Consider the following 23183-nt stretch of genomic DNA (forward strand, 5'->3'; position numbering starts at 1 on the left):
CGGGGCGCCCCGGGAGCCCCGTACGTGCTCAGGGGGGCTCCGGGGGCTCCGGAGCGACGCTCAGCCGGTGAAGGCGTCGTGGACCGCCTCGTACTCCCTCGTCCACCACACCGCCAGGGCCGACGCCGCGGGGAACTGCGGGTCGGCCCTGCCGTCGTGGAGCTGGTAGCGCCAGCGCAGTATCCAGAAGTCGTTCAGCCGCTCCCACCACACCCGGTGCACCGCCGCGGCCAGCTCGGCCGGGTCGGCCCCGGCCGCCCGCCGGTACGCCCGGGCGTACGCGCGTACCTTGGCCAGCTCCAGGCCGCCGGCCGGCTCCACGAAGAAGATCGCGGCCGCCCGTACCGCCTCCTCCGCCCGCGGCTGCACCCCGAGCCGGTCCCAGTCGATGATCGCGGCGGGCTCGGCGCCCCGGTAGAGCAGGTTCAGCGGGTGGAAGTCCCCGTGCACCCAGCCGCCCGCGGACGCCGGGGGCGGACGCCGGTGCGAGTGGTCGGCCAGCAGCCGCCGCCGCTCCAGCAGCCGGTGTTCGGCGAGCTCGTCGAAGGCGTCCCGGGGCCGGCGGGCCCGGGCCAGGGCCAGGAGCCGGTCGATGACCCGGAAGGTCTCCTCCGGGTCGGCGCTGCTGTGCCGACGGCCCGCGTGCGGCTCCATGACCTGCTCCAGGCAGGTGTGCACCAGGCCTAACAGCGCGCCCAGACGGGCGGAGCCGGTGGTGGTGAGCTGGGCGCCGGCCCGGTGCCGGCCCTCGATCCAGGGGTGCAGGGCGTAGCAGCGGCCGTCGATCTCGGCGACCGTGTCGCCCCCGGCGTCGGGCAGCGGCGGGGCGACGGGGACGCCGAGGTCGTGCAGCCGCTGGGTGGCGCGGTGCTGGCGGACGATGGTGGCGCGGTCGGCGGTGGGGGCGTCCAGGTGCTGTTTGAGGAAGTACGCGCCGCGGGTGGTGGCGAGGCGGTAGCCGCGGTTGAGGAGGCCCTGGGTGACCGGCTCGCAGGACAGGGGCTCGCCCGGGTCGTCGTAGCGGCGCAGGAGCGCACTCACGGGTGGGACGGCGGTTGCATATGAGCGCGGCACTCACCAAATGTTAGATCACGGAGCGTGGTGATTTTGTCGCTCCGCAGAACCCGGTCGGCGGAGACCGTCCAGGGAGTGGACACCTGGTCGGCGGGGGTGTTCCCGGACGTATGCGGGGGCGAACATCTTGATCGGGCGGGGCCGAACATCTTGATCGGGCGGGGCCGAACACCTTGATCGGCGGGCCGAACACCTTGATCGAGCGGGGGCGAACACCTCGATCGGCGGGCCGAACACTTCGATCGTCCTCCCGGCCGTCGCCCGGCCCCGGGTCAGTGCTGCCGCTCCGCCTGCGTCCGGGCCACGTAGGCCGCCGCCTGGGAGCGCCGCGCCGGCACCCGGGCGGTGGCCACCGGGTCGTCCGCGTAGGAGGTGAGCATCAGGCATTTGATGGATTCGTCCAGGGCCCGGATCTCCCGGCACACCTCGGCCACGCTGCCGTCGGGCAGCCGGACGTCGAGAACGGCGACGTCGGGGACGGGTCGCCGGAATCCTGACCAGGGCGTCTGTCGCCGTACCGGCCTCTCCGACGACTTCGATGTCGCCCTCGGCGGAGAGTGTTTCGTGAACGCCGCGCCGGACGACCTCGTGGTCGTCCAGCAGGAATACGGTGATTTTTCCGTCTTCGCGCACGGTCCCAGTCTCACATATTGGCTCTTCCCGTGCCCGGGGTGCGCGGGATAACGTGCCCCCTGTTCCGGCGGCTCACGAGGCTGTGACCAGTCATTTGTCCACCCCTTTGCGATTTACTTGGAAATCCAAGCAAAAACGCAGGTCAAAGGGGGTTTCGCAGTAATGCGGTGCACTGGGTAACGTGCCTATGACAGGGGGCTCGCCGGGGCACCTGTCACGCCTGTTCCCGGTCGAGGGCACCCACCCCGTGCACACGTACGGAGACAGGCGAGCCGCTCTCCCGCGCTCTATCGGAGTCAGGGAGAACCCCAGCCATCCCGGCGGACCCCGGGGGCCGGACAGACGGAGGAGCACGCACGTGACCGTGGAAGGCACTGCCGCGCGCAAGCCGCGACGCAGCAGTAAGCGCACCAGCGCGAGCGCAACCAAGGCATCCGGCGCCCAGAGCGCCGAGCCCCAGCTCGTACAGCTGCTGACGCCCGAGGGTGAGCGCGTCCAGCACCCGGAGTACGACATCGACCTCAGCCCCGAGGAACTGCGCGGCCTGTACCGCGACATGGTGCTGACCCGCCGGTTCGATGCCGAGGCAACCTCCCTCCAGCGCCAGGGCGAGCTGGGCCTGTGGGCCTCGCTGCTCGGCCAGGAGGCCGCCCAGATCGGCTCCGGCCGGGCCCTGCGCGACGACGACTACGTCTTCCCGACCTACCGCGAGCACGGCGTCGCCTGGTGCCGCGGGGTCGACCCGACGAACCTGCTCGGCATGTTCCGTGGGGTGAACCACGGCGGCTGGGACCCCACCAGCAACAACTTCCACCTCTACACCATCGTCATCGGCTCGCAGACCCTGCACGCCACCGGCTACGCCATGGGCGTCGCCAAGGACGGGTCCGACAGCGCCGTGATCGCCTACTTCGGTGACGGCGCGTCCAGCCAGGGCGACGTGGCCGAATCGTTCACCTTCTCCGCCGTCTACAACGCCCCGGTCGTGTTCTTCTGCCAGAACAACCAGTGGGCGATCAGCGAGCCGACCGAGAAGCAGACCCGCGTCCCGCTCTACCAGCGCGCGCAGGGCTTCGGCTTCCCCGGCGTCCGGGTCGACGGCAACGACGTGCTCGCCTGCCTGGCCGTGACCCGCTCCGCGCTGGAGCGTGCCCGCCGCGGTGAGGGCCCGACCCTCGTCGAGGCGTTCACCTACCGCATGGGCGCCCACACCACCTCCGACGACCCCACCCGCTACCGCCTCGACGACGAGCGCGTGGCGTGGGAGGCCAAGGACCCGATCCTCCGGCTGCGCACGTACCTGGAGAAGCAGGGTCTCGCCGACGCCGCGTTCTTCGAGGAGCTGGAGACGGAGTCGGAGACGCTCGGCAAGCGCGTCCGCGAGGCCGTCCGGGCCATGCCCGACCCCGACCACATGGCGATGTTCGACCACGTGTACGCCGACGGGCACGCGCTCGTCGACGAGGAGCGGGCGCAGTTCGCCGCCTACCAGGCATCGTTCGCCGACGCGGACGGGGAGGGCAAGTAACCATGGCAGTACAGAAGCTCCCTCTCGCCAAAGCGCTCAACGAGTCGCTGCGCACGGCCCTGGAGACCGACCCCAAGGTCCTGGTCATGGGCGAGGACGTCGGCAAGCTCGGCGGCGTGTTCCGTGTGACCGACGGTCTCCAGAAGGACTTCGGCGAGGAGCGGGTCATCGACACCCCGCTCGCCGAGTCCGGCATCGTCGGCACGGCGATCGGCCTCGCGCTGCGCGGCTACCGCCCGGTCGTGGAGATCCAGTTCGACGGCTTCGTCTTCCCCGCGTACGACCAGATCGTCACGCAGCTCGCCAAGATGCACGCCCGGGCGCTCGGCAAGATCAAGCTGCCGGTCGTCATCCGCATCCCGTACGGCGGCGGCATCGGCGCCGTGGAGCACCACAGCGAGTCGCCCGAGGCGCTGTTCGCGCACGTCGCGGGTCTGAAGGTGGTCTCGCCCTCGAACTCGTCGGACGCGTACTGGATGCTTCAGCAGGCCATCCAGAGCGACGACCCGGTGATCTTCTTCGAGCCGAAGCGCCGCTACTGGGACAAGGGCGAGGTCGACACCGAGGCCATCCCCGGCGAGCTGCACAAGGCCCGCACGGTGCGCGAGGGCACGGACCTGACGCTGGCCGCGTACGGGCCGATGGTCAAGGTCTGCCTGGAGGCCGCCGCGGTGGCCGCCGAGGAGGGCCGGTCGGTGGAGGTCCTCGACCTGCGCTCGATGTCCCCGATCGACTTCGACGCCGTCCAGGCCTCGGTCGAGAAGACCCGCCGGCTGGTCGTCGTCCACGAGGCGCCGGTGTTCTACGGCTCCGGGGCCGAGATCGCCGCCCGGATCACCGAGCGGTGCTTCTACCACCTGGAGGCACCCGTCCTCCGGGTGGGCGGCTACCACGCGCCGTACCCGCCGGCCCGGCTGGAAGAGGAATACCTGCCGGGCCTCGACCGGGTGCTCGACGCCGTCGACCGCTCGCTCGCGTACTGAGGAGACCCACCGTGATCCGCGATTTCAAGATGCCGGACGTGGGCGAGGGGCTCACCGAGGCCGAGATCCTCAAGTGGTACGTCCAGCCCGGTGACACCGTCACCGACGGCCAGGTCGTCTGCGAGGTCGAGACGGCGAAGGCGGCCGTCGAGCTGCCGTGCCCGTACGACGGGGTGGTGCACGAGCTGCGCTTCCCCGAGGGCACCACGGTCGACGTCGGCGAGGTGATCATCTCGGTGAACGTCGGCGGTGACGCCGACGCGCAGCCGCAGACCGCCCAGCCCGCCGCCGCCGAGCCGGCCGCGAAGGACGCCGCGGGCGACGACGGCGCCGAGCCGACGGGCCGCCAGCCCGTCCTGGTCGGCTACGGCGTCGCCGAGACGTCCACCAAGCGCCGTCCGCGCAAGGGGGCCGCCGCGCCCGTGGAGCGTACGGCCGCCCAGTCCGCCGTCCAGGGCGAGCTGAACGGCCACGCGGGCACCGCGACGGCCGCCCAGGCCGCCCCCGCGGCCCCGGCGGCGCCCGCCGCCCCCGCCGCCTCCCGGCCCCTCGCCAAGCCGCCCGTGCGGAAGCTGGCCAAGGACCTGGGCGTCGACCTGGCGACGGTGACCCCGACCGGCCCGGACGGGATCATCACCCGCGAGGACGTCCACGCGGCGGTGTCCGTGGCCGCCGCCTCGGTCGCCGTGCCCGCCGCCGTCCCCGTGCAGCAGGCGCCGCAGCAGGCCCCGCAGCCGGTGACGCAGGGCACGCAGGAACAGCCGGCGGCGACCGGGCGCGAGACCCGCGTCCCCGTCAAGGGCGTCCGCAAGGCCACCGCGCAGGCGATGATCGGCTCCGCCTTCACCGCGCCGCACGTCACCGAGTTCATCACGGTCGACGTCACCCGCACGATGAAGCTCGTCGAGGAGCTCAAGGCCGACAAGGACATGGCCGGGCTCCGGGTCAACCCGCTGCTGCTCATCGCCAAGGCCCTGCTCGTCGCGATCAGGCGCAACCCGGGGATCAACGCGACCTGGGACGACGCCGCCCAGGAGATCGTGCTCAAGCACTACGTCAACCTGGGCATCGCGGCCGCCACCCCGCGCGGTCTGATCGTGCCGAACATCAAGGACGCGCACGACAAGACGCTGCCCGAACTGGCCGCCTCCCTGGGTGAACTGGTGTCCACGGCGCGCGAGGGGAAGACGACCCCGGCCGCCATGCAGGGCGGCACGGTGACCATCACCAACGTCGGCGTCTTCGGCGTCGACACCGGTACGCCGATCATCAACCCGGGTGAGTCCGCGATCCTCGCGGTGGGGGCGATCAAGCTCCAGCCGTGGGTCCACAAGGGCAAGGTGAAGCCCCGTCAGGTCACCACCCTGGCCCTGTCGTTCGACCACCGGCTGGTCGACGGCGAGCTCGGGTCCAAGGTGCTGGCGGACATCGCCGCCGTCCTGGAGCAGCCCAAGCGGCTGATCACCTGGGCCTGACGGCCCGGGACACACGGACAAGGGCCCGGACGCGACGGCGCGTCCGGGCCCTTCACCGTGTCGTGCGCGGACGGTCAGTCGCGCTGGGCACCCGCCGGGAGGGAGCGCAGCTCCATGGTCCGGGCGGTGGTGGAGCCGAAGCCGAAGTCGAGCAGCTTGGCCGCGTCGTTGAAGCGGTCGGGGGCGTTCAGCACGACGCCCACATAGGTCTTGGTGCCCCGGGTGGCCGCGAAGACCAGGCACGGGCCGGCCGCGGTGCCGGTACCGGTCTTGATGCCGACGGCGCCGCTGTAGGAGCCGAGCAGCTTGTTGGTGTTGTACCAGGTGTACGTGCGGGTGCCGCCGGTGCTCGTGGTGGCGGTGGTCTTGTACGAGGTGGCCTTGACGACGTCCCGGAACACGGCGCTGCTGAAGGCGTGGCGCGCCATCTTCGCCAGCTCCGGCGGGGTCGTGTAGTTGTTCCCGGTCGACGAGATGCCGTCGAACGAGTCGAACTTCGTGTTCGTCAGGCCGAGCTGCTTGGCCTTGGCGTTCATCTTGCCGATGAACGACTGGGTGCGGGCGGCGGTGGTGGTGCCGGTGCCGAAGGTGTCGGCGAGGGCGTACGCGGCGTCGCAGCCGGACGGCAGCATCAGCGCGGACAGGAGCTGCCGGACGGTCACCTTGTCGCCGGTCTTCAGGTCGGCGGTGCTCGCGCCGGTCCGGACGACGTAGTCGCGGTACTCCTGCTTGATGGTCACCTTGCGGTTGAGGTCGACGCCGGGCGTGGTGAGGACCACGATCGCGGTGACGACCTTCGTGGTGCTGGCCATCTGGCGGCGGGTGGTGTTCGCCTTGCCGTAGATGGCCTTGCCGTCCGCCTGGTCCACCATGAAGCCGCCCTTGGCGCTGATGGACGGGATCGGCGTGGCCGCCGCGGCCGGTGCGGCCAGCGGGGAGGCGGTCAGCAGCAGACCGCCCGAGAGGGCGACCGTGGCGACGCGGCGCACGGCCTTGTTCATGGTTATCAAAGCAAAACGCTCCGAGTTCGGGTCTGGGTCTCACATACGTCGAAAAGCCGCAAACCTGGCGGGTGGGCAACCAGTGCCCGATACAAGACCTCCGAGCGCCGCCGAAGGATGTACGGGAATCCGGATGGCGTGGGACGAGCGGGTCACCCTCGTGTGGGACGGGGGTCCCCCGGGGCGGTACCGGTGATCCGGAGTTGTGAGTTCCGTCCTACGGGTCCGTGAACGGCCCCTGATGCACCCCTCTTGTATCTATGCTGTGTGCATGCCTGCCGCCCCGCCCGCCGCCGACCGCGTCTACACCCACGTCAAGCAAGCCGTCCTCGACCGCCGCTACCAGGGCGGGACGCTCCTCACCGAAGGGGAACTCGCCGAGGCCGTCGGGGTGTCCCGCACGCCGGTGCGGGAAGCGCTGCTCAAGCTGGAGATGGAAGGGCTGCTGAAGCTCTACCCCAAGAAGGGCGCCCTCGTCCTCGCCGTCTCCGCCCAGGAGATCGCCGACGTCGTCGAAACCCGGCTCCTCGTCGAGGAGTTCGCCGTCCGCAAGGCGGTCCCCGCCCCGGCCTCGCTGCTGCGGCGCCTGGAGCGGCTGCTGGACGAGCAGCGGCACCACGCCGGCGCCGGCGACCTGGCCGCCGTCGCCGTCACCGACCGCGCCTTCCACGCCGAGATCGTCCGCCACGCCGGCAACGAGATCCTCTCGCGCCTCTACGACCAGATGCGCGACCGCCAACTGCGCATGGGCGTCGCCGTGATGGAGGCCCACCCCGACCGGGTGGCCAAGAACATCGCCGAGCACGCCGAGATCCTCGAAGCCCTCCGCGCCGGCGACACCGAAGGCGCCGCCCGCAGCGTCCACCGCCACGTCAGCCGCGTCAAGGTCCTGGTCAGGGGGGAGGACCGGTGAGCAGCCCGCCCTCCGCCACCACCCCGCCCCACGACCCTCCCGGGGGCCGCCGCGCCGCCCTGGTGTGGGGCGTGGGCGTCTGCGTCTACCTCGTCGCCGTCATCTTCCGCACGTCCCTCGGCGTCGCCGGGCTCGACGCCGCCGACCGCTTCGGCGTCAACGCCTCCGCCCTGTCCACCTTCTCCATACTCCAGCTCCTGGTCTACGCCGGGATGCAGATACCCGTCGGCCTGATGGTCGACCGGCTCGGCACCAAGAAGGTCCTCACCCTGGGGGTGGTGCTCTTCACCCTCGGCCAGCTCGGCTTCGCCCTCTCCCCGTCGTACGGCATGGCCCTCGCCTCCCGCGCGCTGCTCGGCTGCGGCGACGCCATGACCTTCATCTCCGTCCTGCGCCTGGGCACGCGCTGGTTCCCCGCCCGGCGGGGGCCGCTGATCGCACAGGTCGCCGGGCTCTTCGGGGTCGCCGGGAACCTCGTCTCGACGATCGTGATCGCCCGGACCCTGGACGGCCTGGGCTGGACGGCGACGTTCGCCGGCAGCTCCCTCGCCGGAGTGGTCGTCCTCGTCCTGCTCCTGCTGTTCCTCAAGGACCACCCCGAGGGCCAGGAGCCCGAGCCCGCCCACCACGCGGGCGCCGCCTCCGTCCGCCGGCAGATCGCCCTGGCCTGGAGCGAGCCCGGCACCCGCCTCGGCATGTGGGTGCACTTCACCACCCAGTTCCCCGCGATGGTGTTCCTGCTGCTGTGGGGGCTGCCGTTCCTCGTCGAGGATCAGGGGCTGTCCCGTGGGACGGCCGGCGACATGCTGACGCTGACCGTGCTCTCCAACATGGTGTTCGGCGTGACCTACGGCCAGGTCATCGCCCGGCACCACGGCGCCCGGACGCCCCTCGCCCTGGGGACGGTCGCGGCCACCGCCACCGTGTGGGCCGCCACCCTCGCCCATCCGGGCGACCACGCCCCGATGTGGCTGCTGACCACCCTGTGCGTCGTCCTCGGCGCCTGCGGGCCCGCCTCGATGATCGGCTTCGACTTTGCCCGGCCGGCGAACCCGCCCGAGCGGCAGGGCACCGCGTCCGGCATCGTCAACATGGGCGGCTTCACCGCCTCCATCACCACCCTGCTGGCCGTCGGCGTCCTGCTCGACGCCACCGGCGACGACTACCGGACCGCCTTCTCGTCCGTCTTCGTCCTCCAGGCCCTGGGCGCGGCGCAGATCGTCCGGCTCAGGGCCCGTACCGCCCGGCGGGAGCGGGACCGGCTGGTGGCCAGCCGCGTCGAGACCGTCCACGTCCCGGCCTGACCCCCGCGCCGGCCCGCGCCGGCCCGCGCCCGGGCCCGGGGCGGGGACCGGCGGGGTTACGGGGTGACCGCGAAGGAGGACAGGATCGCCTCCGCCAGCTCCTGGTCGCCGTCCACCTTCACCCGATCCGCCACGGCCGCCGGCCGCACCCGCCCGCACGCCAGCCGGACGTACGTCTCCCAGTCCGTGGCGATCGTCACCGCCGGCCCCAGCGACGGCGCGCCGTCGACGGAACCACGCCCCTCGGCGTCCACCCGGACCGTACGGAGGAACTCCACCGGACCGTGCACGTCGAAGACGACCGCCGTGTTCGGCGGCGCGCCCGCGTCCTTGGCGACCACCCTCGGCAGCACGGTCAGGAAGTTGTCCCGGGCGACGTACGCGCCGGGGGAGTCGAGGTTGCCGGGCACGCCGAGCGCGGTGCGCAGGTCCTGCTCGTGCACCCAGACGTCGAACGCGCGCATCCGGTAGGCCAGTTCCAGCGACTGCTGGGCGCCGAGCGGCGCGCGGATCAGGGTGTCGGGGGCGCGGTTCTCGTTGCGGAGCTGGCGGGCCCGGCGGATGAGCGTGTACTCCAGCTCGGCGGTCATCTCCGGCCCGGTGTGGTGCCGGCGCACATCGACCTGCATCTCCATGTAGCGCGCGAAGTCACTGCGCACGTGGTAGAGGTCGCGAGGCAGCGAGTGGATCGGGCGCGGGTCCCCGAGCATCTCGCACTCCATGCCGATCACGTGCGACACGATGTCGCGCACCGACCAGCCGGGGCAGGGCGTGGCGCGGTTCCACTCCCCCTCCACGAGTGGCTGCACCAACTCGGATATCGCTTCGATGGAGTGGGTCCAGGCGTCGGCGTAGGGCTGGAGGCTGGGATGGACGGTCACGGGACCCCTCGGGCATGTCGTACGCGGGCTGGGTGCTGCGGCGGCTACCGGGGGTCCGGGGGTGGCCCCCGGAGGGAAACAGTACGCTGCACGCGGGCACCCCGGCAGTGCTTTCGTGTGACGATCGTAGGCCCGTGTTGACGGCTCGAATGCCAGGACGGTGGTAGTGTGCGCGCCTCGCTGATCCAGATCGCAGTAGACCCGGACGAAACGCCGAATTCCCGCCGGGAGCGCGTCCGTTCCCTGGTGGCCGGGCAACGGGGGATCGCCGACCTGGTGGTGCTGCCCGAACTGTGGCCGGTGGGGGCCTTCGCGTACGAGTCGTTCGAGAGCGAGGCCGAGCCGCGGACCGGCCCGACGTACCGGGCGATGGCGGGGGCGGCCGCGGAGGCGTCCGTCTGGCTGCACGCCGGTTCCTTCGTGGAACGCGCCCCCGACGGGACGCTGTACAACACCTCCCTGGTCTTCTCGCCCTCCGGCGACCTCGCCGCCGCGTACCGCAAGATCCACCGTTTCGGCTTCGACCAGGGCGAGGCCGTGATGATGGGAGCGGGCGACGAGCTGGTGACCGCGCCCGTGCCCGGCCTCCCCCTCGGCCTCGCCACCTGCTACGACCTGCGCTTCCCCGAGCTCTTCCGGGGCCTGGTCGACGCCGGCGCCCTGGCCTTCGCCGTCCCCGCCGGCTGGCCCGCCCGCCGCCGCGGGCACTGGACGCTGCTGGCCCGCGCCCGCGCGGTCGAGAACCAGGCGTACGTCCTCGCGTGCAGCACCGCCGGCACCCACGCGGGCGTGCCCCAGGCCGGCCACAGCCTGGTGGTCGACCCCTGGGGCGAGGTGGTCGCGGAGGCGGGCGAGGCGGAGGAGATCCTCACCGTGGACCTCGACCCGGCCCTCGTGGCCACCACCCGCGACCGTTTCCCCGCCCTCAAGGACCGCCGGCTGGGCACGCCCCCGCCCCCGCCCCCGCGCCCCTGACGCGCGGGTGCCGGGCGTCGCCGGGTGCCCGAGGCACGCGGCGCCCCGGCGCCCGGGCGCCGGCCGCGGGGTCAGTCCTTGTCCGCCATCCGGATCACGCACACCGCCACCGCGATCAGCAGCGCCGCGTCCGTGTCGTCGCGGACGACGTCGACCGCGTACGTGTCCCGTACCCGCAGCCACGCGCGCGTGATGCGGGCCAGCGGCTCGCCGTCCCGGCCGATCGTGAACTCCCGGTCCAGGATCCGCCCGCTGACGTCCAGCTCCGGCCCCTCCGCCAGTTCCACCCGGTAGTGGTTGCGCAGCAGCGACAGCCGCTTGCGGCGCACGGTCGCCAGCGTCCCGCCGTCCCGCTCCACGGTCATCGCCCCGCGCAGGCTCAGCACCTTCGCCCGCAGCGTCACCAGCACCCGGCCCGCCGGGTCCTTCAGCTCCAGCGTGTCGCGCAGCCGCAGCGCCTTGCCGTCGACGAGGAAGGCGTGCCGCCCGTTCTCGTCCTCGATCCAGTAGTCGTCGCCGATGGCGAAGATCTTGTCGCGTACCAGGTATTTCATGATGGATACGTACCCGCCCGCGCCGGGGACCGGCCCGTACGGCGGCGATCGTCACCCCCGCCGTACGGCCGTGACCGGGCGTTCACGACCGGATGGCAAGCTTGAACCATGAACGATGCCGCCCCGGCGCCCACCCCCGCGCCCCGCAGTGCCCGTGTCCGCGCCCCCGAGCTGATCGGCAAGGGCGGCTGGCTCAACACGGGGGGTGAACAGCTCACCCTGGCCGGCCTCCGCGGGCGCATCGTGATCCTGGACTTCTGGACCTTCTGCTGCATCAACTGCCTGCACGTCCTCGACGAGCTGCGCGAGCTGGAGGAGAAGCACCGGGACACCGTCGTGATCATCGGCGTCCACTCGCCGAAGTTCGTGCACGAGGCCGAGCACCAGGCCGTCGTGGACGCCGTCGAGCGGTACGAGGTGCACCACCCCGTCCTCGACGACCCCGAACTCGCCACCTGGAAGCAGTACGCCGTACGGGCGTGGCCCACGCTGGTGGTGATCGACCCCGAGGGGTACGTCGTCGCCCAGCACGCCGGCGAGGGGCACGCCCGGGCCATCGGGACGCTCGTCGCGGAGCTGGAGGCCGAGCACGGGGCCAAGGGCACCCTGCGGCGCGGCGACGGGCCCTACGTCCCGCCGGAGCCGGAGGCCACGCACCTGCGCTTCCCTGGCAAGGCCCTGCTGCTGGACGGCGGCAACCTGCTGGTGACCGACACCACCCGCCACCAGGTGGTGGAGCTGGCGGCGGACGGCGAGACCGTCGTACGGCGGTTCGGCACCGGCGAGCGCGGCCTCACCGACGGCCCGGCGGAGCAGGCGCGGTTCAACGAGCCGCAGGGGCTGTGCCTGCTGCCCGGCGGCTCCGCGGCGCCCCGCGTGGTCGTGGCCGACACCGTGAACCACGCGCTGCGGCTGCTGGACCTCGCCACCGGGGAGGTGTCCACCCTCGCCGGGACCGGGGCGCAGTGGTGGCAGGGGTCCCCCACCGCCGGGCCCGCCCGCGAGGTCGCCCTGTCGTCGCCGTGGGACGTCGCCTGGTGGCGGGACGAGGTGTGGATCGCCATGGCGGGCGTGCACCAGCTCTGGGCGTACGACCCGGAGCGGGGCACCGTCCGCGTCGCCGCCGGGACCACCAACGAGGGCCTGGTCGACGGACCCGCCGACGAGGCCTGGTTCGCCCAGCCCTCCGGGCTCGCCGCCACCGCCGACCGGCTGTGGGTCGCCGACTCCGAGACCAGCGCGCTGCGGTGGGTCGACCCCGAGGGCACGGTCCGCACGGCCGTGGGCACCGGCCTGTTCGACTTCGGCCACCGGGACGGCGAGGCGGGCCAGGCGCTGCTCCAGCACCCGCTGGGGGTGACGGCCCTGCCGGACGGCTCGGTCGCCGTCTCCGACACGTACAACCACGCGCTGCGCCGCTACGACCCGGCGGCCGGCGAGGTCACCACCCTCGCCACCGACCTGCGGGAGCCGAGCGACGCGGTGCTGGTGGGCGACGACATCGTGGTCGTCGAGTCGGCCCGCCACCGGCTGACCCGGCTGCGGCTGCCCGAGGAGGCCGTCCAGGTGGACGCCGTCGCGCACCGCACGCGGCGCGAGGCGACCGAGATCGCGCCCGGCACGCTGCGGCTGGACGTGGTCTTCCGGGCGCCGACCGGGCAGAAGCTGGACGAGCGGTACGGACCGTCGACGCGGCTGCTGGTGTCGTCCACGCCGCCGGAGCTGCTGGCGTCGGGCGAGGGCACGGGAACGGACCTGTCCCGGGAGCTGACGCTGAACCCGGCCGTCACGGAGGGCGTGTTGCACGTCTCCGCCATGGCCGCCTCCTGTGACGACGACCCGGCCAACGAGTACCCCGCCTGCCACGTCCACCAGCAGGACTGGGGCGTGCCGGTGAAGGTCACGGAGTCGGGCGCGGGCCGGCTCCCGCTGATCCTCGCGGGCATGGACACCGCGTAGGGGTCAGTACGCCAGGCCCTGGTGCCGGGACGGTCTGCCCGCCGCCCCGTCCAGGCAGCCGGCCACCCAGGCCCCCGGGTCGTGGGTGGCCTTGCGGCCGCCGAGGCCGCCGTCCTCCAGCCGGGCGCAGCCGCCCGCCAGCAGGTCCCGCACCCGCTCGCCGGTCGGGTCGTGGTGGCGGGTGCGGTTGCCCTGGAGGTAACCCGCCTCGTAGGCGATGTCGCTGCCCCACGGGGGGCGTTCGCCGTACGCGCCGATCACCGTGCCGCCGACGGCCGCCGTGAGGGCCACGGCGGCCCCGGCGACGCTCCAGAACATCCGTCGCCGGGGACCCCGGTGGCGTACGTAAGCCGTGTGCTGTCCCAGCAGAACCATGCCGACACGGTGTCAGGCAGGACCTTTCGCCGATGTTTCGCCGGCGGCCGTCCGCCGCCGGCCGGGTGTCCACGGCCGGCTCAGTAGCGCCGGTCGTCCGTGGGGTCGACCACCGTGGGGGCCACCGGCGGCACGACCGCCCGGCGGCGACGGGCGATGCTCGTGAACGTCGCGACACCGATGATGCCGACGGCCATGAGGATCAGCCCTACGAGGTCGAGGTTGACGCCCTGTGCTTCCCAGTCGGTCGCGAAGGTGAGGATCGCCCCGACCGCTATGAGAATGATGCAGCCACCCAGGCCCATGATTCCCGCCTCCTCGTTAGCGTAGGTGTTGCGGGTACCCCGCCCGGCAACACCTACGCGGGGAGGCCTACTTCAGGAACGCCACCAGGGCGTTGGCCAGGAGGAACGGGTCGTCGGCGCCGCACAGTTCACGGGCGCTGTGCATGGAGAGGATCGCCACGCCGATGTCGACGGTCCTGATGCCGTGGCGGGCGGCGGTGATCGGGCCGATGGTCGTGCCGCAGGGCATGTCGTTGTTCGACACGAACGTCTGCCAGGGCACGCCGGCCTTCTCGCAGGCGGCCGCGAAGACGGCCCGGCCGCTGCCGTCCGTCGCGTACCGCTGGTTGACGTTCACCTTGAGGATGGGGCCGCCGCCCGCGCGCGGGTGGTGCGTGGGGTCATGGCGCTCGGCGTAGTTGGGGTGCACCGCGTGGCCGGTGTCGGAGGAGAGGCAGATCGTCCCGGCGAAGGCCCGGGCCCGGTCCTCGTAGCCGCCGCCCCGGGCGAAGACGGACCGCTCCAGGACGCCGCCGAGGAGCGGGCCCTGGGCGCCGGTGTCGGACTCGGAGCCGTTCTCCTCGTGGTCGAAGGCGGCGAGGACGGGGATGAACTCCGGGTCGCCGGCGGCCGCCACGGCGGCGAGCGCGGCCACGCCCGCGTGCACCGACAGCAGGTTGTCCATGCGCGGCCCGGCCAGCAGGTCGCGGTCCCGGCCCAGGTAGGCGGGCGCCTCCAGGGAGTGCACCATGAGGTCCCAGCCGGCCACGTCCCCGGCGGCCACGCCCGCCTCCCCGGCCACGAACCGGATCAGGTCGCCCTCGTGGACGTCGTCGCCCAGGCCCCAGATGGGCTGCATGTGCCGCTGACGGTCCAGCTTCAGGCCCTCGTTGACCTGCCGGTCCAGGTGGATCGCGAGCTGCGGCACCCGCATCAGCGGCCGGTCCACGCACACCAGCCGGTGCTCGCCGTCGCGCAGCGTCAGCCGGCCGGACAGTCCCAGGTCGCGGTCGAGCCAGGTGTTGAGCAGGGTTCCGCCGTACGTCTCGACGGCGACCTGCCGCCAGCCGTGCGCGCCCATGTCGGGCTGGGGCTTGACCCGCAGGTTGGGCGAGTCGGTGTGGGCGCCGATGATCCGGAACGGGGTGTGGGGTTCGGCGCCTTCCGGTACGTACCAGGCGATGATCGCGCCACCGCGGACGACGTACTTGCCGCCGCTCGTACCGTCCCAGGCGGCGGTCTCGTCGAGCTTCCGGAAGCCCGCCTTCTCCAGTCGTTCACCGGCGTTGGCGACGGCGTGGTACGGCGTGGGGGACTCCGCCAGGAAGGTCATGAGGTCGTCGGTGTGGCCGCGGTCGAAGCGGGGGGGTGAGCTGCTCATGGCCTTCACTTTACGGGCGGGTCAGTAGCGGGGGGCCGTCGTCGGCGGTCGATTGTCAGTGGTGGCTGCGACTATCGGAGGACGTAGCGGGACAGCAGTCCGCTGACTCGCCGGTCGCGACCGGAGGTGCACTGGTGACCACGACGACCACGCCCGTCTGTGCCGCATGTGAAACGCCCGGGGCCGAGTGGAGCGCCCCGCTGGGGATGCCGCTCTGCGCGGCGTGCACGACCGCCGCGACGGGCACCCCGGACCGGGACCCGGTGCGCCTGGGGGACATCCTGCCGGTGACCGCCGCGACGCTCCGCGCCTCGATACCCGCGCCGCGCCGGCCGGGTGCCGGTTCGCTGATGACCTGCCGGTTCTGCGGGGCGCGGGCCCGCTGGCACCGTACGGTCAACGGCCGCTGGGTGGCGATGGAGTTGGCGGAGCGGCCCACGGCGGGCGTCCCGCGCGGTGAGCGCTGGTTCGTCGCGGGTGACGGTACGGCGGTCAACCTGCGCGGGGCGGTGCCGTCGGACACGTGCCGGGTGAGTCACCGGTCGGTGTGCGCGGGCCGGCCGCCGGGCCGCTGACCGGTGGCGGCCCGGTGTACGGCGGCGGCCCGCTGAACGGTGGCGGCCCGCCCCCGGGAGACCGGGGAGCGGGCCGCCGTGGACCGTGCGGTGACCTCGTGACTAGAACGCGGCCTCGTCCAGCTCCATGAGGGAGTTGTCGACGCCCTCGGCGATGGCGCGCTCGGTGGAGACGTTCGGCAGGATGTTCGCGGCGAAGAACTTCGCGGCGGCGATCTTGCCCTGGTAGAACGCCTTGTCCTTGGCGGAGGCGGTCTCCAGCTTCTCGGCGGCGACGGCGGCGCCCCGCAGCAGCAGGTAGCCGACGACCACGTCACCGGAGGCCATCAGGAGGCGGGTGGTGTTGAGGCCGACCTTGTAGATGTTCTTGACGTCCTCGCCGGTGGCGGTGAGGTGCGTCAGCATCGCGCCGACGATGGCCTCGAGGTCCACGGCCGCCTTGGCGAGCGCGTCGCGGGCCGGGGCCAGCTCCTCGCCGCCGGTGCCGACCGCCAGGAACTTCTTGATCTCCTCGGCGAGCGCGTTCAGGGAGGCGCCCTGGTCGCGGACGATCTTGCGGAAGAAGTAGTCCTGGCCCTGGATCGCCGTGGTGCCCTCGTAGAGGGTGTCGATCTTGGCGTCCCGGATGTACTGCTCGACCGGGTACTCCTGGAGGTAGCCGGAGCCGCCGAAGGTCTGGAGGGACTGGGCGAGCTGCTCGTAGGACTTCTCGGAGCCGTAGCCCTTGACGATGGGCAGGAGCAGGTCGTTGAGGCCGATGAGCGCCTTGGCGTCCTCGCCGGACGCCTCCTTGACCTGGATCTCGTCCTGGATCGCGGCGGTGTACATGACGAGGGCGCGCATGCCCTCGGCGTACGCCTTCTGCGTCATCAGCGAGCGGCGCACGTCGGGGTGGTGCGTGATGGTGACCTTGGGCGCGGTCTTGTCCATGAAGTTCGCCAGGTCGGGGCCCTGCACGCGCTCCTTGGCGTACTCCAGCGCGTTCAGGTAGCCGGTCGACAGGGTGGCGATCGCCTTCGTGCCGACCATCATGCGGGCGAACTCGATGATGCGGAACATCTGGCGGATGCCGTCGTGCTTGTCGCCGATCAGCCAGCCCTTGGCGGGGTGCTTGTCGCCGAAGGTCATCTCGCACGTGTTGGAGGCCTTGAGGCCCATCTTGTGCTCGACGTTCGTCGCGTACACGCCGTTGCGCTCGCCCAGCTCGCCGGTCTCCCAGTCGAAGTGGAACTTCGGCACGAGGAAGAGGGACAGGCCCTTGGTGCCGGGGCCGTGGCCCTCGGGGCGGGCGAGCACGTAGTGGAGGATGTTGTCCGACATGTCGTGCTCACCGGAGGTGATGAAGCGCTTCACGCCCTCGATGTGCCAGGAGCCGTCGTCCTGCTGGACCGCCTTGGTGCGGCCGGCGCCCACGTCCGAGCCGGCGTCCGGCTCGGTGAGGACCATGGTGGAGCCCCACTGCTTCTCGACCGCGATCTGGGCGATCTTCTTCTGGACCTCGTTGCCCTCCTCGAAGAGGACGCCCGCGAAGGCGGGGCCGGAGGAGTACATCCAGACGGCCGGGTTCGAGCCGAGGATCAGCTCCGCGTACGCCCAGATCAGGGAGCGGGGCGAGGTGGTGCCGCCGATCTCCTCGGGCAGGCCCAGGCGCCAGTACTCGGAGTCCATGAAGGCCTTGTAGGACTTCTTGAAGGACGCGGGGATCGGCGCGGTGTTCGTCTCGGGGTCGAAGACCGGCGGGTTGCGGTCGGCGTCCGCGAAGGACTCCGCGAAGTCGTTCTCGGCGAGACGGCGCATCTCGTCCAGGACGCTCTTGGCGGTCTCGACGTCCATCTCCTCGAACGGACCGGTGCCGTAGACCTTGTCGCGCCCGAGGACCTCGAAGAGGTTGAACTCGATGTCGCGGAGATTCGACTTGTAGTGCCCCATGGCGACGGCTCCGTAAGGCTCGGGGAGGCGGAATCCTCGTACACGTACCAGCTAGTAGCTACGATGATGCTACCCGTCGGTAATAAGAGCAACCCCTATCGGCCGATCTGTGACGTGTGACGCCCCGGCCCGCCGGTGGCCCACGGGGTGCCCGCCGGGGTGCGCGGGCCCCGGTACGGGCCGTACGGCGGCGGCCGCCGCTCGGTACGCTTACGCGCATGTACGGCTACGACCAGAACCAGGGTGCCCAGCAGCAGTACGCCCCCCAGCAGGGGTACGCGCAGCAGCCGCCGCTGTACCCCGAGCCGTCGCCGCCCTCGCTGGCCGATGCCGTGCGGGCGTTCACCACCGGCTCGCTGTCGGCCGAGGACTTCCAGCAGATCTTCGCCACCTCGAAGGTCTACTGCCCGCGCGGTGACAACCCGGGCTTTCTCGCGCTGCACAACACCCAGCAGCCGGTCATCCCGATGTTCACCTCGCTCAAGGAGCTGCGCCGGTACGCCGGCAAGGAGTCCAAGTACTTCGTGATCACCGGCGCCGAGGTGATCGACCTGCTCCCCACCGGGTACGGCTTCGTGCTCGACATGGAGGGTGACCACCGGATGGTGTTCGACGCCAAGGCCGTGGAGCAGATGGTCGACTTCGCCATGCGGCGGATGTACGGCTGACCCGGCCGTCCCCTCCGCGTTTCCGGAGCCGCGCGGCCGCATGGCCGCATGGCCGCACAGGAGCCGCCCCCGGAGCCGCCCCCCTCGGTGGGGGCGGCTCTTCGTGTGTGCGGTGGAGGGCGTTCCAGGTGCGAGGGGCGGGATGGGCGGTACCCGGGGGAATGCAGGGGCGGGAGGGGGTGTTCCCCTGGCAAGAAGTTCAGCATTCAACTAAAGTGGGTGTACGCCGCCCCCGAGGAGGACCCACGCCATGCCTGCCGTAACCGTCGAGAACCCGCTCACCCTGCCGCGCGTCGACGCGCCCACGGGTGCCGTGCCGCGCCAGGTGCTGGCCGTGACGACCGCGCCCAGCGGCTTCGAGGGGGAGGGCTTCCCGGTGCGCCGCGCGTTCGCCGGGATCAACTACCGCCACCTCGACCCGTTCATCATGATGGACCAGATGGGGGAGGTGGAGTACGGGGTCGGCGAGGCCAAGGGCACCCCCTGGCACCCCCACCGCGGCTTCGAGACCGTCACGTACCTGATCGACGGCACCTTCGTCCACCAGGACAGCAACGGTGGCGGCGGCACCATCCGCAACGGCGACACCCAGTGGATGACCGCCGGGTCGGGGCTGCTCCACATCGAGGCCCCGCCGGAGCACCTGGTCATGTCCGGCGGCCTCTTCCACGGCCTCCAGCTCTGGGTGAACCTGCCCGCCAAGGACAAGATGATGGACCCCCGCTACCAGGACATCCGCGGCGGCCAGGTGCAGCTCCTCACCTCCCCCGACGGCGGCGCGCTGCTGCGCGTCATCGCCGGCGAGCTCGACGGGCACGAGGGACCGGGCATCACCCACACCCCCATCACCATGGTCCACGCCACGCTGCGCCCGGGCGCCGAGATCACGCTGCCCTGGCGGCAGGATTTCAACGGCCTCGCGTACGTCCTGGCCGGGCGCGGCTCCGTGGGCGGGGAGCGCCGGCCGGTCCACATGGGCCAGACGGCCGTCTTCGGCGACGGCGGCTCGCTGACCGTCCGCGCCGACGACCGGCAGGACGGCCACACCCCGGACCTGGAGGTCATCCTCCTGGGCGGCCGGCCGATCCGGGAGCCGATGGCGCACTACGGGCCGTTCGTGATGAACACCCAGGCCGAGCTGAGGCAGGCCTTCGAGGACTTCCAGGCCGGCCGGCTCGGCCGCGTTCCGGCCGTCCACGGGATGCAGGACGGCATCGGCCCGGAGATCACCCCCGGCGCCTGACGCGACCTCACCCGGCCGGGGCCCGCCCAGCGGCGGGCCCCGGCCGCGCATGGTGCCGTGGAGGCGTGCACACCCTCCCCGAGCCCGTCCGGCGCCTCGCCGCCTGGTGCGTCGTCGTCCTGCTGCTCACCGGCGTCGGGGCGGTCGGCGTATGGCTGTGCGTGACCTTCCGGACCGCCGTCACGCCCGTCCTGCTCGCCCTGCTCGGCACCGCGCTGCTCGGGCCGCTGTACCGGCGGCTCGTCGCCATGAAGGTCCAGCGGTCCCTGGCGGCCGGCCTGACCTGCGCGGCCGCCGTCGCCGTCGTCGGCGGCGCCGGCTACATCGTGGTCGCCGCGCTCATCGACACCGGCGACCAGATCGTCGCCTCGCTGCGCCGCGCCGCCACCGACCTGGCCGAGCACCTCGGCCCGGCCGGCACCTCCCTGGACGACCTGGCCGGCAACGCCAAGGAGCTCCTCGGCAAATTCGGCGGCACGGCGGCGTCCGGCGTCATCAGCGGGCTCAGCGTCGTCGGCGAGGTGATCGCCATGGCCGTCCTCGCCCTGCTCCTGGTGTTCTTCTTCCTCCGCGACTCCGGCCGGGCGCTGCGCGCCCTGCGCTCCCTCGCGCCGCACGGCAGCGCCGACCACGCCGAGGCCGTGGCCCGCCGCGCCTTCGGCGCCGTCGAGGGCTTCATGCGCGGGACGACGTTCATCGCCCTGATCGACGCCCTCCTCATCACGACGGGCCTGCTGATCCTGCGCGTCCCGGGCGCCGTGGGGCTGGGCGCCCTGGTCTTCGTCGGCGCGTACGTCCCCTACCTCGGAGCGTTCCTGTCCGGGGCGGTCGCGGTCCTGGTGGCGCTCGCCGACCGGGGCGTGGCCATCGCCCTGTGGACGGCGGGCGTCGTCCTCGCCGTCCAGGTGATCGAAGGGCACGTCCTGCAACCGGTGATCCAGAGCCGTACGGTCCAGATGCACCCGGCCGTCGTCCTGCTCGCCATCACCGCCGGGGCGTCCGTCGCCGGGATCCTCGGCATGCTGCTGGCCGTACCGCTCACAGCCGCCGCGTTCGGCGTGATCGGCGAGGAGCGCAAGCGCTACACACACCCCGGCCCCTGACGGCCCCCGGCCGGCCCTCCCGCCCGGGCCCGAGCCGGCCGCCCGAAGCCCGCCCCGCGACGCGCCCGGGCGCGCGACGCCGCCCCGCGAGGCGCCCGCCCCGCGACGCGCCCCTGCGCGGCCCGTCGGCCGGCCTAGGGCTCGCCGTCCCGGTCCTCGTGGAGCTCGAACCAGATGGACTTGCCCTCGCCCCGGGGGTCGACGCCCCACTCGTGCGCCAGCATCTCCATGAGGATCAGCCCGCGCCCGGACGACGCCATCTCGCCGGGCCGGCGACGGTGCGGCAGCTCGTCGCTGGCGTCCGCCACCTCCACCCGTAGCCGCCGCTTGCCGTGGTCCCCGGTCGCCTCCGCCACCAGCAGCGCGTCCCCGTCGGTGTGCACCAGCACGTTGGTGACCATCTCGGACACCATCAGGACCGCCGAGTCGACCTGTTCCGGGTCCGCCCAGTCGTGCAGCAGCTCCCGCAGGTGCTGCCGGGCGGCGGCGATCCGCTCCGGCTCCGCCTGGGCGATGGTCATCGCGGTGCGCCGGGCGGCGGCCGTCCGGAGCTGCTCACCGGTCCGGGACAGCAGCAGCACCGCAATGTCGTCCTCGCGGCGGTCGGCCAGCGGCCCGGTGGTGTGGTGCGAGCCGGGCCCGTGCACCGCCTGCACCAGGCTGTCGGCCAGCGCCTCCAGCGACTCGCCCTCCGTGTCGTGCCGCTCCAGCAGCGTGCGGATGCGCGTCCAGCCGGTCTCCAGGTCGTGCCCGCCGGTCTCCAGGAGCCCGTCCGTGCAGATCATGAGCGTCTCGCCCGGTTCCAGGGTGAGCCGGGTCGTGGGGTAGTCCGTGTCCGGGACGATGCCCAGGGGCAGCCCGCCCGCCGTCGGCCGCAGCATCACCGTCCCGTCGGCCATCCGGATCGCGGGGTCGGGGTGGCCCGCCCGCGCGATGTCCAGCGTCCCGGTCGCCGGGTCCACCTCCAGGTACAGGCACGTCGCGAACCGGGCCGCCCCGTGGTCCCCCTCCGCGCCGTCCGTGATCCCGTACAGGAAGCGCGACGCGCGGGACAGCACCGCGTCCGGCCGGTGGCCCTCCGAGGCGTACGCGCGCAGGGCGATCCGGAGCTGGCCCATCAGCCCGGCCGCCCGGACGTCATGTCCCTGGACGTCGCCGATCACCAGCGCGATGCGCCCCCCGGGTAGCTGGATCATGTCGTACCAGTCGCCGCCGACCTGGAGCCCGCCGCCGGTCGGGACGTACCGCGCGGCCACCTCCATGCCGGGAATGGCCGGACCCAGGACCGGCATCATCGTGCGCTGGAGGCCCAGGGACAGCTCCCGCTCCGACTCGGCGACCCCCGCACGCGCCAGCGCCTGCGCCAGCATCCGGGCCACGGTCGTCAGGACGGACCGCTCGTCGGGCGTGAACGACACGCGGTACCGGAACGCCGCCATCCAGGCCCCCATCGTGCGCCCCGCGACGATCAGCGGCAGGAACGCCCACGACTCCCTGCTGAAGCGCTGCGCCAGCGGCCAGGTCGCGGGGAACCGGGCCCGGTACTCCTCCGGGGTCGGCAGGTAGATCGCCCGGCCCGTCCGCACCACCTCGGCGGCCGGGTAGTCGGTGTCGAGCGGCATGTCGGAGAACGGGCCGTCGTCGCCGGTGTTGTGCCCGTGGTGCCCGATGATCGTCAGCCGGTCGCCGGAGACGCCGAAGACGGCCAGCCCGTCGGGGGAGAACCCGGGCATCGACAGCGAGGCCGCCACCCGCAGCACCTCGGCCGTGGACCGCGCCTCCGCCAGCGCCCGTCCCGCGTCCAGCAGGAACGCCTCGCGCGAGCGCCGCCAGTCGCCGGTCACGGGCGTCCGCGCGGCCGTGCCGGGCTGGGGCTCGGCGACCTCCTGGAGGGTGCCCACAAGCTGGTAGTCGGTGCCCTCGATGAACGGCTTCGACCGGCTGCGCACGGTACGGATCACCCGCCCGTTCTCGTCCATGATCCGCAGCCTGGCCTCGGCGAGGGTGCCCTCCGCCACGGCGAGGTTCACGACCCCGTCGATCTCGTTCCAGTCGACGGGGTGGAACCGCGAGCGCACGGCTGCCTCGGTCAGCTCGACCGGTTCCGCGGGCAGCCCCAGCAGCCGGGCCGCCTCCGCGTCCAGCGTGACGATCCCGGAGGCGTTGTCCCAGCGCCATAGGCCGGTCGCGATGGCGGCCAGGACGTCCTCGGTGCGCATTGCCCCACTCTAAGAAGATGTACGGATCAGCCGCCACCGAGCCGACCGGGCGTATCGGACGTCGATCTTGAGCGGCCCGGTACTCTGGGGGAGGTTTCACGTGAAACACAGCCCCCGATCCGCGAA

The 23183-nt window shown here is 72.5% G+C and carries 20 protein-coding genes and 1 pseudogene; 11 read left to right on the top strand and 10 right to left on the bottom strand.

Features of this window, described 5'->3' with window-relative positions:
* Positions 1-60: 60 nt before the first annotated feature.
* Together ACZ7LK_RS24455 and ACZ7LK_RS24460 are read right to left on the bottom strand one after the other, a co-directional pair.
* Complete coding sequence (locus ACZ7LK_RS24455) at positions 61-1074, bottom strand: phosphotransferase (protein ID WP_392275636.1); 1014 nt, start codon at positions 1072-1074, stop codon at positions 61-63.
* A gap of 296 nt (positions 1075-1370) precedes the next feature.
* Positions 1371-1707, bottom strand: a pseudogene (locus ACZ7LK_RS24460) (response regulator); the annotation flags it as partial.
* Positions 1708-2065: 358 nt separating this feature from the next.
* Here ACZ7LK_RS24460 and pdhA point away from each other — a divergent pair.
* From pdhA to ACZ7LK_RS24475, 3 genes are read left to right on the top strand one after another with little or no spacing between them, the layout of a single operon-like run.
* Positions 2066-3235, top strand: a complete 1170-nt coding sequence (gene pdhA, locus ACZ7LK_RS24465; protein WP_392275635.1) for a pyruvate dehydrogenase (acetyl-transferring) E1 component subunit alpha — start codon at positions 2066-2068, stop codon at positions 3233-3235.
* Positions 3236-3237: 2 nt separating this feature from the next.
* The gene (locus ACZ7LK_RS24470; RefSeq protein WP_392275634.1) at positions 3238-4218 is read left to right on the top strand and encodes an alpha-ketoacid dehydrogenase subunit beta; all 981 of its coding nucleotides are present in this window, start codon (positions 3238-3240) and stop codon (positions 4216-4218) included.
* 29 nt (positions 4219-4247) lie between these two features.
* Complete coding sequence (locus ACZ7LK_RS24475) at positions 4248-5693, top strand: dihydrolipoamide acetyltransferase family protein (protein WP_392275707.1); 1446 nt, start codon at positions 4248-4250, stop codon at positions 5691-5693.
* Positions 5694-5767: 74 nt separating this feature from the next.
* On the opposite strand, the gene ACZ7LK_RS24480 is transcribed toward ACZ7LK_RS24475, so the two are convergent.
* Positions 5768-6694 carry a D-alanyl-D-alanine carboxypeptidase family protein gene (locus ACZ7LK_RS24480; protein ID WP_392275633.1) on the bottom strand — a complete coding sequence of 309 codons (927 nt, stop codon included), beginning with the start codon at positions 6692-6694 and terminating at the stop codon, positions 5768-5770.
* A 271-nt stretch (positions 6695-6965) separates the two neighbouring features.
* Here ACZ7LK_RS24480 and ACZ7LK_RS24485 point away from each other — a divergent pair, with 271 nt between their 5' ends.
* Positions 6966-7607, top strand: coding sequence for a GntR family transcriptional regulator (locus ACZ7LK_RS24485; protein ID WP_392275632.1), 642 nt, complete (start codon positions 6966-6968; stop codon positions 7605-7607).
* A complete protein-coding gene (locus ACZ7LK_RS24490; RefSeq protein WP_471143325.1) occupies positions 7604-8911 on the top strand; it encodes an MFS transporter in 1308 nt (435 codons plus the stop codon). Before ACZ7LK_RS24485 ends, ACZ7LK_RS24490 begins: the two co-directional genes overlap by 4 nt.
* A 56-nt stretch (positions 8912-8967) precedes the next feature.
* On the opposite strand, the gene ACZ7LK_RS24495 is transcribed toward ACZ7LK_RS24490, so the two are convergent.
* Complete coding sequence (locus ACZ7LK_RS24495) at positions 8968-9792, bottom strand: maleylpyruvate isomerase family mycothiol-dependent enzyme (RefSeq protein WP_392275630.1); 825 nt, start codon at positions 9790-9792, stop codon at positions 8968-8970.
* Positions 9793-9960: 168 nt separating this feature from the next.
* On the opposite strand from ACZ7LK_RS24495, the gene ACZ7LK_RS24500 reads away from it, so the two are divergent.
* On the top strand, positions 9961-10767 hold the full coding sequence (locus tag ACZ7LK_RS24500; RefSeq protein ID WP_471143329.1) for a carbon-nitrogen family hydrolase: 807 nt from the start codon (positions 9961-9963) through the stop codon (positions 10765-10767).
* A gap of 71 nt (positions 10768-10838) precedes the next feature.
* Here ACZ7LK_RS24500 and ACZ7LK_RS24505 read toward each other — a convergent pair whose 3' ends face one another.
* Entirely contained in the window at positions 10839-11321 is a 483-nt protein-coding gene (locus ACZ7LK_RS24505) for an LURP-one-related/scramblase family protein (RefSeq protein ID WP_392275628.1), read from the bottom strand.
* A 108-nt stretch (positions 11322-11429) separates the two neighbouring features.
* On the opposite strand from ACZ7LK_RS24505, the gene ACZ7LK_RS24510 reads away from it, so the two are divergent.
* Positions 11430-13280, top strand: coding sequence for an NHL domain-containing thioredoxin family protein (locus ACZ7LK_RS24510; protein WP_471143330.1), 1851 nt, complete (start codon positions 11430-11432; stop codon positions 13278-13280).
* Positions 13281-13283: 3 nt separating this feature from the next.
* On the opposite strand, the gene ACZ7LK_RS24515 is transcribed toward ACZ7LK_RS24510, so the two are convergent.
* The 3 genes from ACZ7LK_RS24515 to ACZ7LK_RS24525 form a co-directional block, all read right to left on the bottom strand.
* Positions 13284-13655, bottom strand: a complete 372-nt coding sequence (locus ACZ7LK_RS24515) for a hypothetical protein (protein ID WP_392275623.1) — start codon at positions 13653-13655, stop codon at positions 13284-13286.
* An 80-nt stretch (positions 13656-13735) separates the two neighbouring features.
* The gene (locus tag ACZ7LK_RS24520; RefSeq protein WP_351810706.1) at positions 13736-13960 is read right to left on the bottom strand and encodes a DUF6458 family protein; all 225 of its coding nucleotides are present in this window, start codon (positions 13958-13960) and stop codon (positions 13736-13738) included.
* Between the two features lie 67 nt (positions 13961-14027).
* Entirely contained in the window at positions 14028-15320 is a 1293-nt protein-coding gene (locus ACZ7LK_RS24525) for a M18 family aminopeptidase (protein ID WP_392275622.1), read from the bottom strand.
* A gap of 134 nt (positions 15321-15454) precedes the next feature.
* On the opposite strand from ACZ7LK_RS24525, the gene ACZ7LK_RS24530 reads away from it, so the two are divergent.
* The gene (locus tag ACZ7LK_RS24530; protein ID WP_392275621.1) at positions 15455-15895 is read left to right on the top strand and encodes a DUF6083 domain-containing protein; all 441 of its coding nucleotides are present in this window, start codon (positions 15455-15457) and stop codon (positions 15893-15895) included.
* 102 nt (positions 15896-15997) lie between these two features.
* On the opposite strand, the gene ACZ7LK_RS24535 is transcribed toward ACZ7LK_RS24530, so the two are convergent.
* Positions 15998-17824, bottom strand: coding sequence for an acyl-CoA dehydrogenase (locus ACZ7LK_RS24535; protein ID WP_392275620.1), 1827 nt, complete (start codon positions 17822-17824; stop codon positions 15998-16000).
* Positions 17825-18042: 218 nt separating this feature from the next.
* Between ACZ7LK_RS24535 and ACZ7LK_RS24540 the strand changes: the two genes are divergently transcribed.
* The 3 genes from ACZ7LK_RS24540 to ACZ7LK_RS24550 all read left to right on the top strand — a co-directional run bounded on the left by ACZ7LK_RS24540 (position 18043) and on the right by ACZ7LK_RS24550 (position 20838).
* Positions 18043-18492 carry an SseB family protein gene (locus ACZ7LK_RS24540; RefSeq protein ID WP_392275619.1) on the top strand — a complete coding sequence of 150 codons (450 nt, stop codon included), beginning with the start codon at positions 18043-18045 and terminating at the stop codon, positions 18490-18492.
* 250 nt (positions 18493-18742) lie between these two features.
* Complete coding sequence (locus ACZ7LK_RS24545; protein WP_392275618.1) at positions 18743-19735, top strand: pirin family protein; 993 nt, start codon at positions 18743-18745, stop codon at positions 19733-19735.
* A 65-nt stretch (positions 19736-19800) separates the two neighbouring features.
* Entirely contained in the window at positions 19801-20838 is a 1038-nt protein-coding gene (locus ACZ7LK_RS24550) for an AI-2E family transporter (protein WP_392275617.1), read from the top strand.
* A 134-nt stretch (positions 20839-20972) separates the two neighbouring features.
* Here the strand turns inward: ACZ7LK_RS24550 and ACZ7LK_RS24555 are convergent, their stop codons facing one another.
* Positions 20973-23057 carry a SpoIIE family protein phosphatase gene (locus tag ACZ7LK_RS24555; RefSeq protein WP_392275616.1) on the bottom strand — a complete coding sequence of 695 codons (2085 nt, stop codon included), beginning with the start codon at positions 23055-23057 and terminating at the stop codon, positions 20973-20975.
* Between the last annotated feature and the right edge of the window lie 126 nt (positions 23058-23183).

It is taken from the genome of Streptomyces sp. NPDC039423, from assembly GCF_055598725.1.

Bases quoted from the DNA above. Each gene is read 5' to 3' on its own strand.
- ACZ7LK_RS24470 (WP_392275634.1), top strand. From the start codon at position 3,238: ATGGCAGTACAGAAGCTCCCTCTCGCCAAAGCGCTCAACGAGTCGCTG.
- ACZ7LK_RS24475 (WP_392275707.1), top strand. From the start codon at position 4,248: ATGCCGGACGTGGGCGAGGGGCTCACCGAGGCCGAGATCCTCAAGTGG.
- ACZ7LK_RS24480 (WP_392275633.1), bottom strand. From the start codon at position 6,694: ATGAACAAGGCCGTGCGCCGCGTCGCCACGGTCGCCCTCTCGGGCGGT.
- ACZ7LK_RS24485 (WP_392275632.1), top strand. From the start codon at position 6,966: ATGCCTGCCGCCCCGCCCGCCGCCGACCGCGTCTACACCCACGTCAAG.
- ACZ7LK_RS24505 (WP_392275628.1), bottom strand. From the start codon at position 11,321: ATGAAATACCTGGTACGCGACAAGATCTTCGCCATCGGCGACGACTAC.
- ACZ7LK_RS24510 (WP_471143330.1), top strand. From the start codon at position 11,430: ATGAACGATGCCGCCCCGGCGCCCACCCCCGCGCCCCGCAGTGCCCGT.
- ACZ7LK_RS24515 (WP_392275623.1), bottom strand. From the start codon at position 13,655: ATGGTTCTGCTGGGACAGCACACGGCTTACGTACGCCACCGGGGTCCC.
- ACZ7LK_RS24520 (WP_351810706.1), bottom strand. From the start codon at position 13,960: ATGGGCCTGGGTGGCTGCATCATTCTCATAGCGGTCGGGGCGATCCTC.
- ACZ7LK_RS24525 (WP_392275622.1), bottom strand. From the start codon at position 15,320: ATGAGCAGCTCACCCCCCCGCTTCGACCGCGGCCACACCGACGACCTC.
- ACZ7LK_RS24535 (WP_392275620.1), bottom strand. From the start codon at position 17,824: ATGGGGCACTACAAGTCGAATCTCCGCGACATCGAGTTCAACCTCTTC.
- ACZ7LK_RS24540 (WP_392275619.1), top strand. From the start codon at position 18,043: ATGTACGGCTACGACCAGAACCAGGGTGCCCAGCAGCAGTACGCCCCC.
- ACZ7LK_RS24545 (WP_392275618.1), top strand. From the start codon at position 18,743: ATGCCTGCCGTAACCGTCGAGAACCCGCTCACCCTGCCGCGCGTCGAC.
- ACZ7LK_RS24555 (WP_392275616.1), bottom strand. From the start codon at position 23,057: ATGCGCACCGAGGACGTCCTGGCCGCCATCGCGACCGGCCTATGGCGC.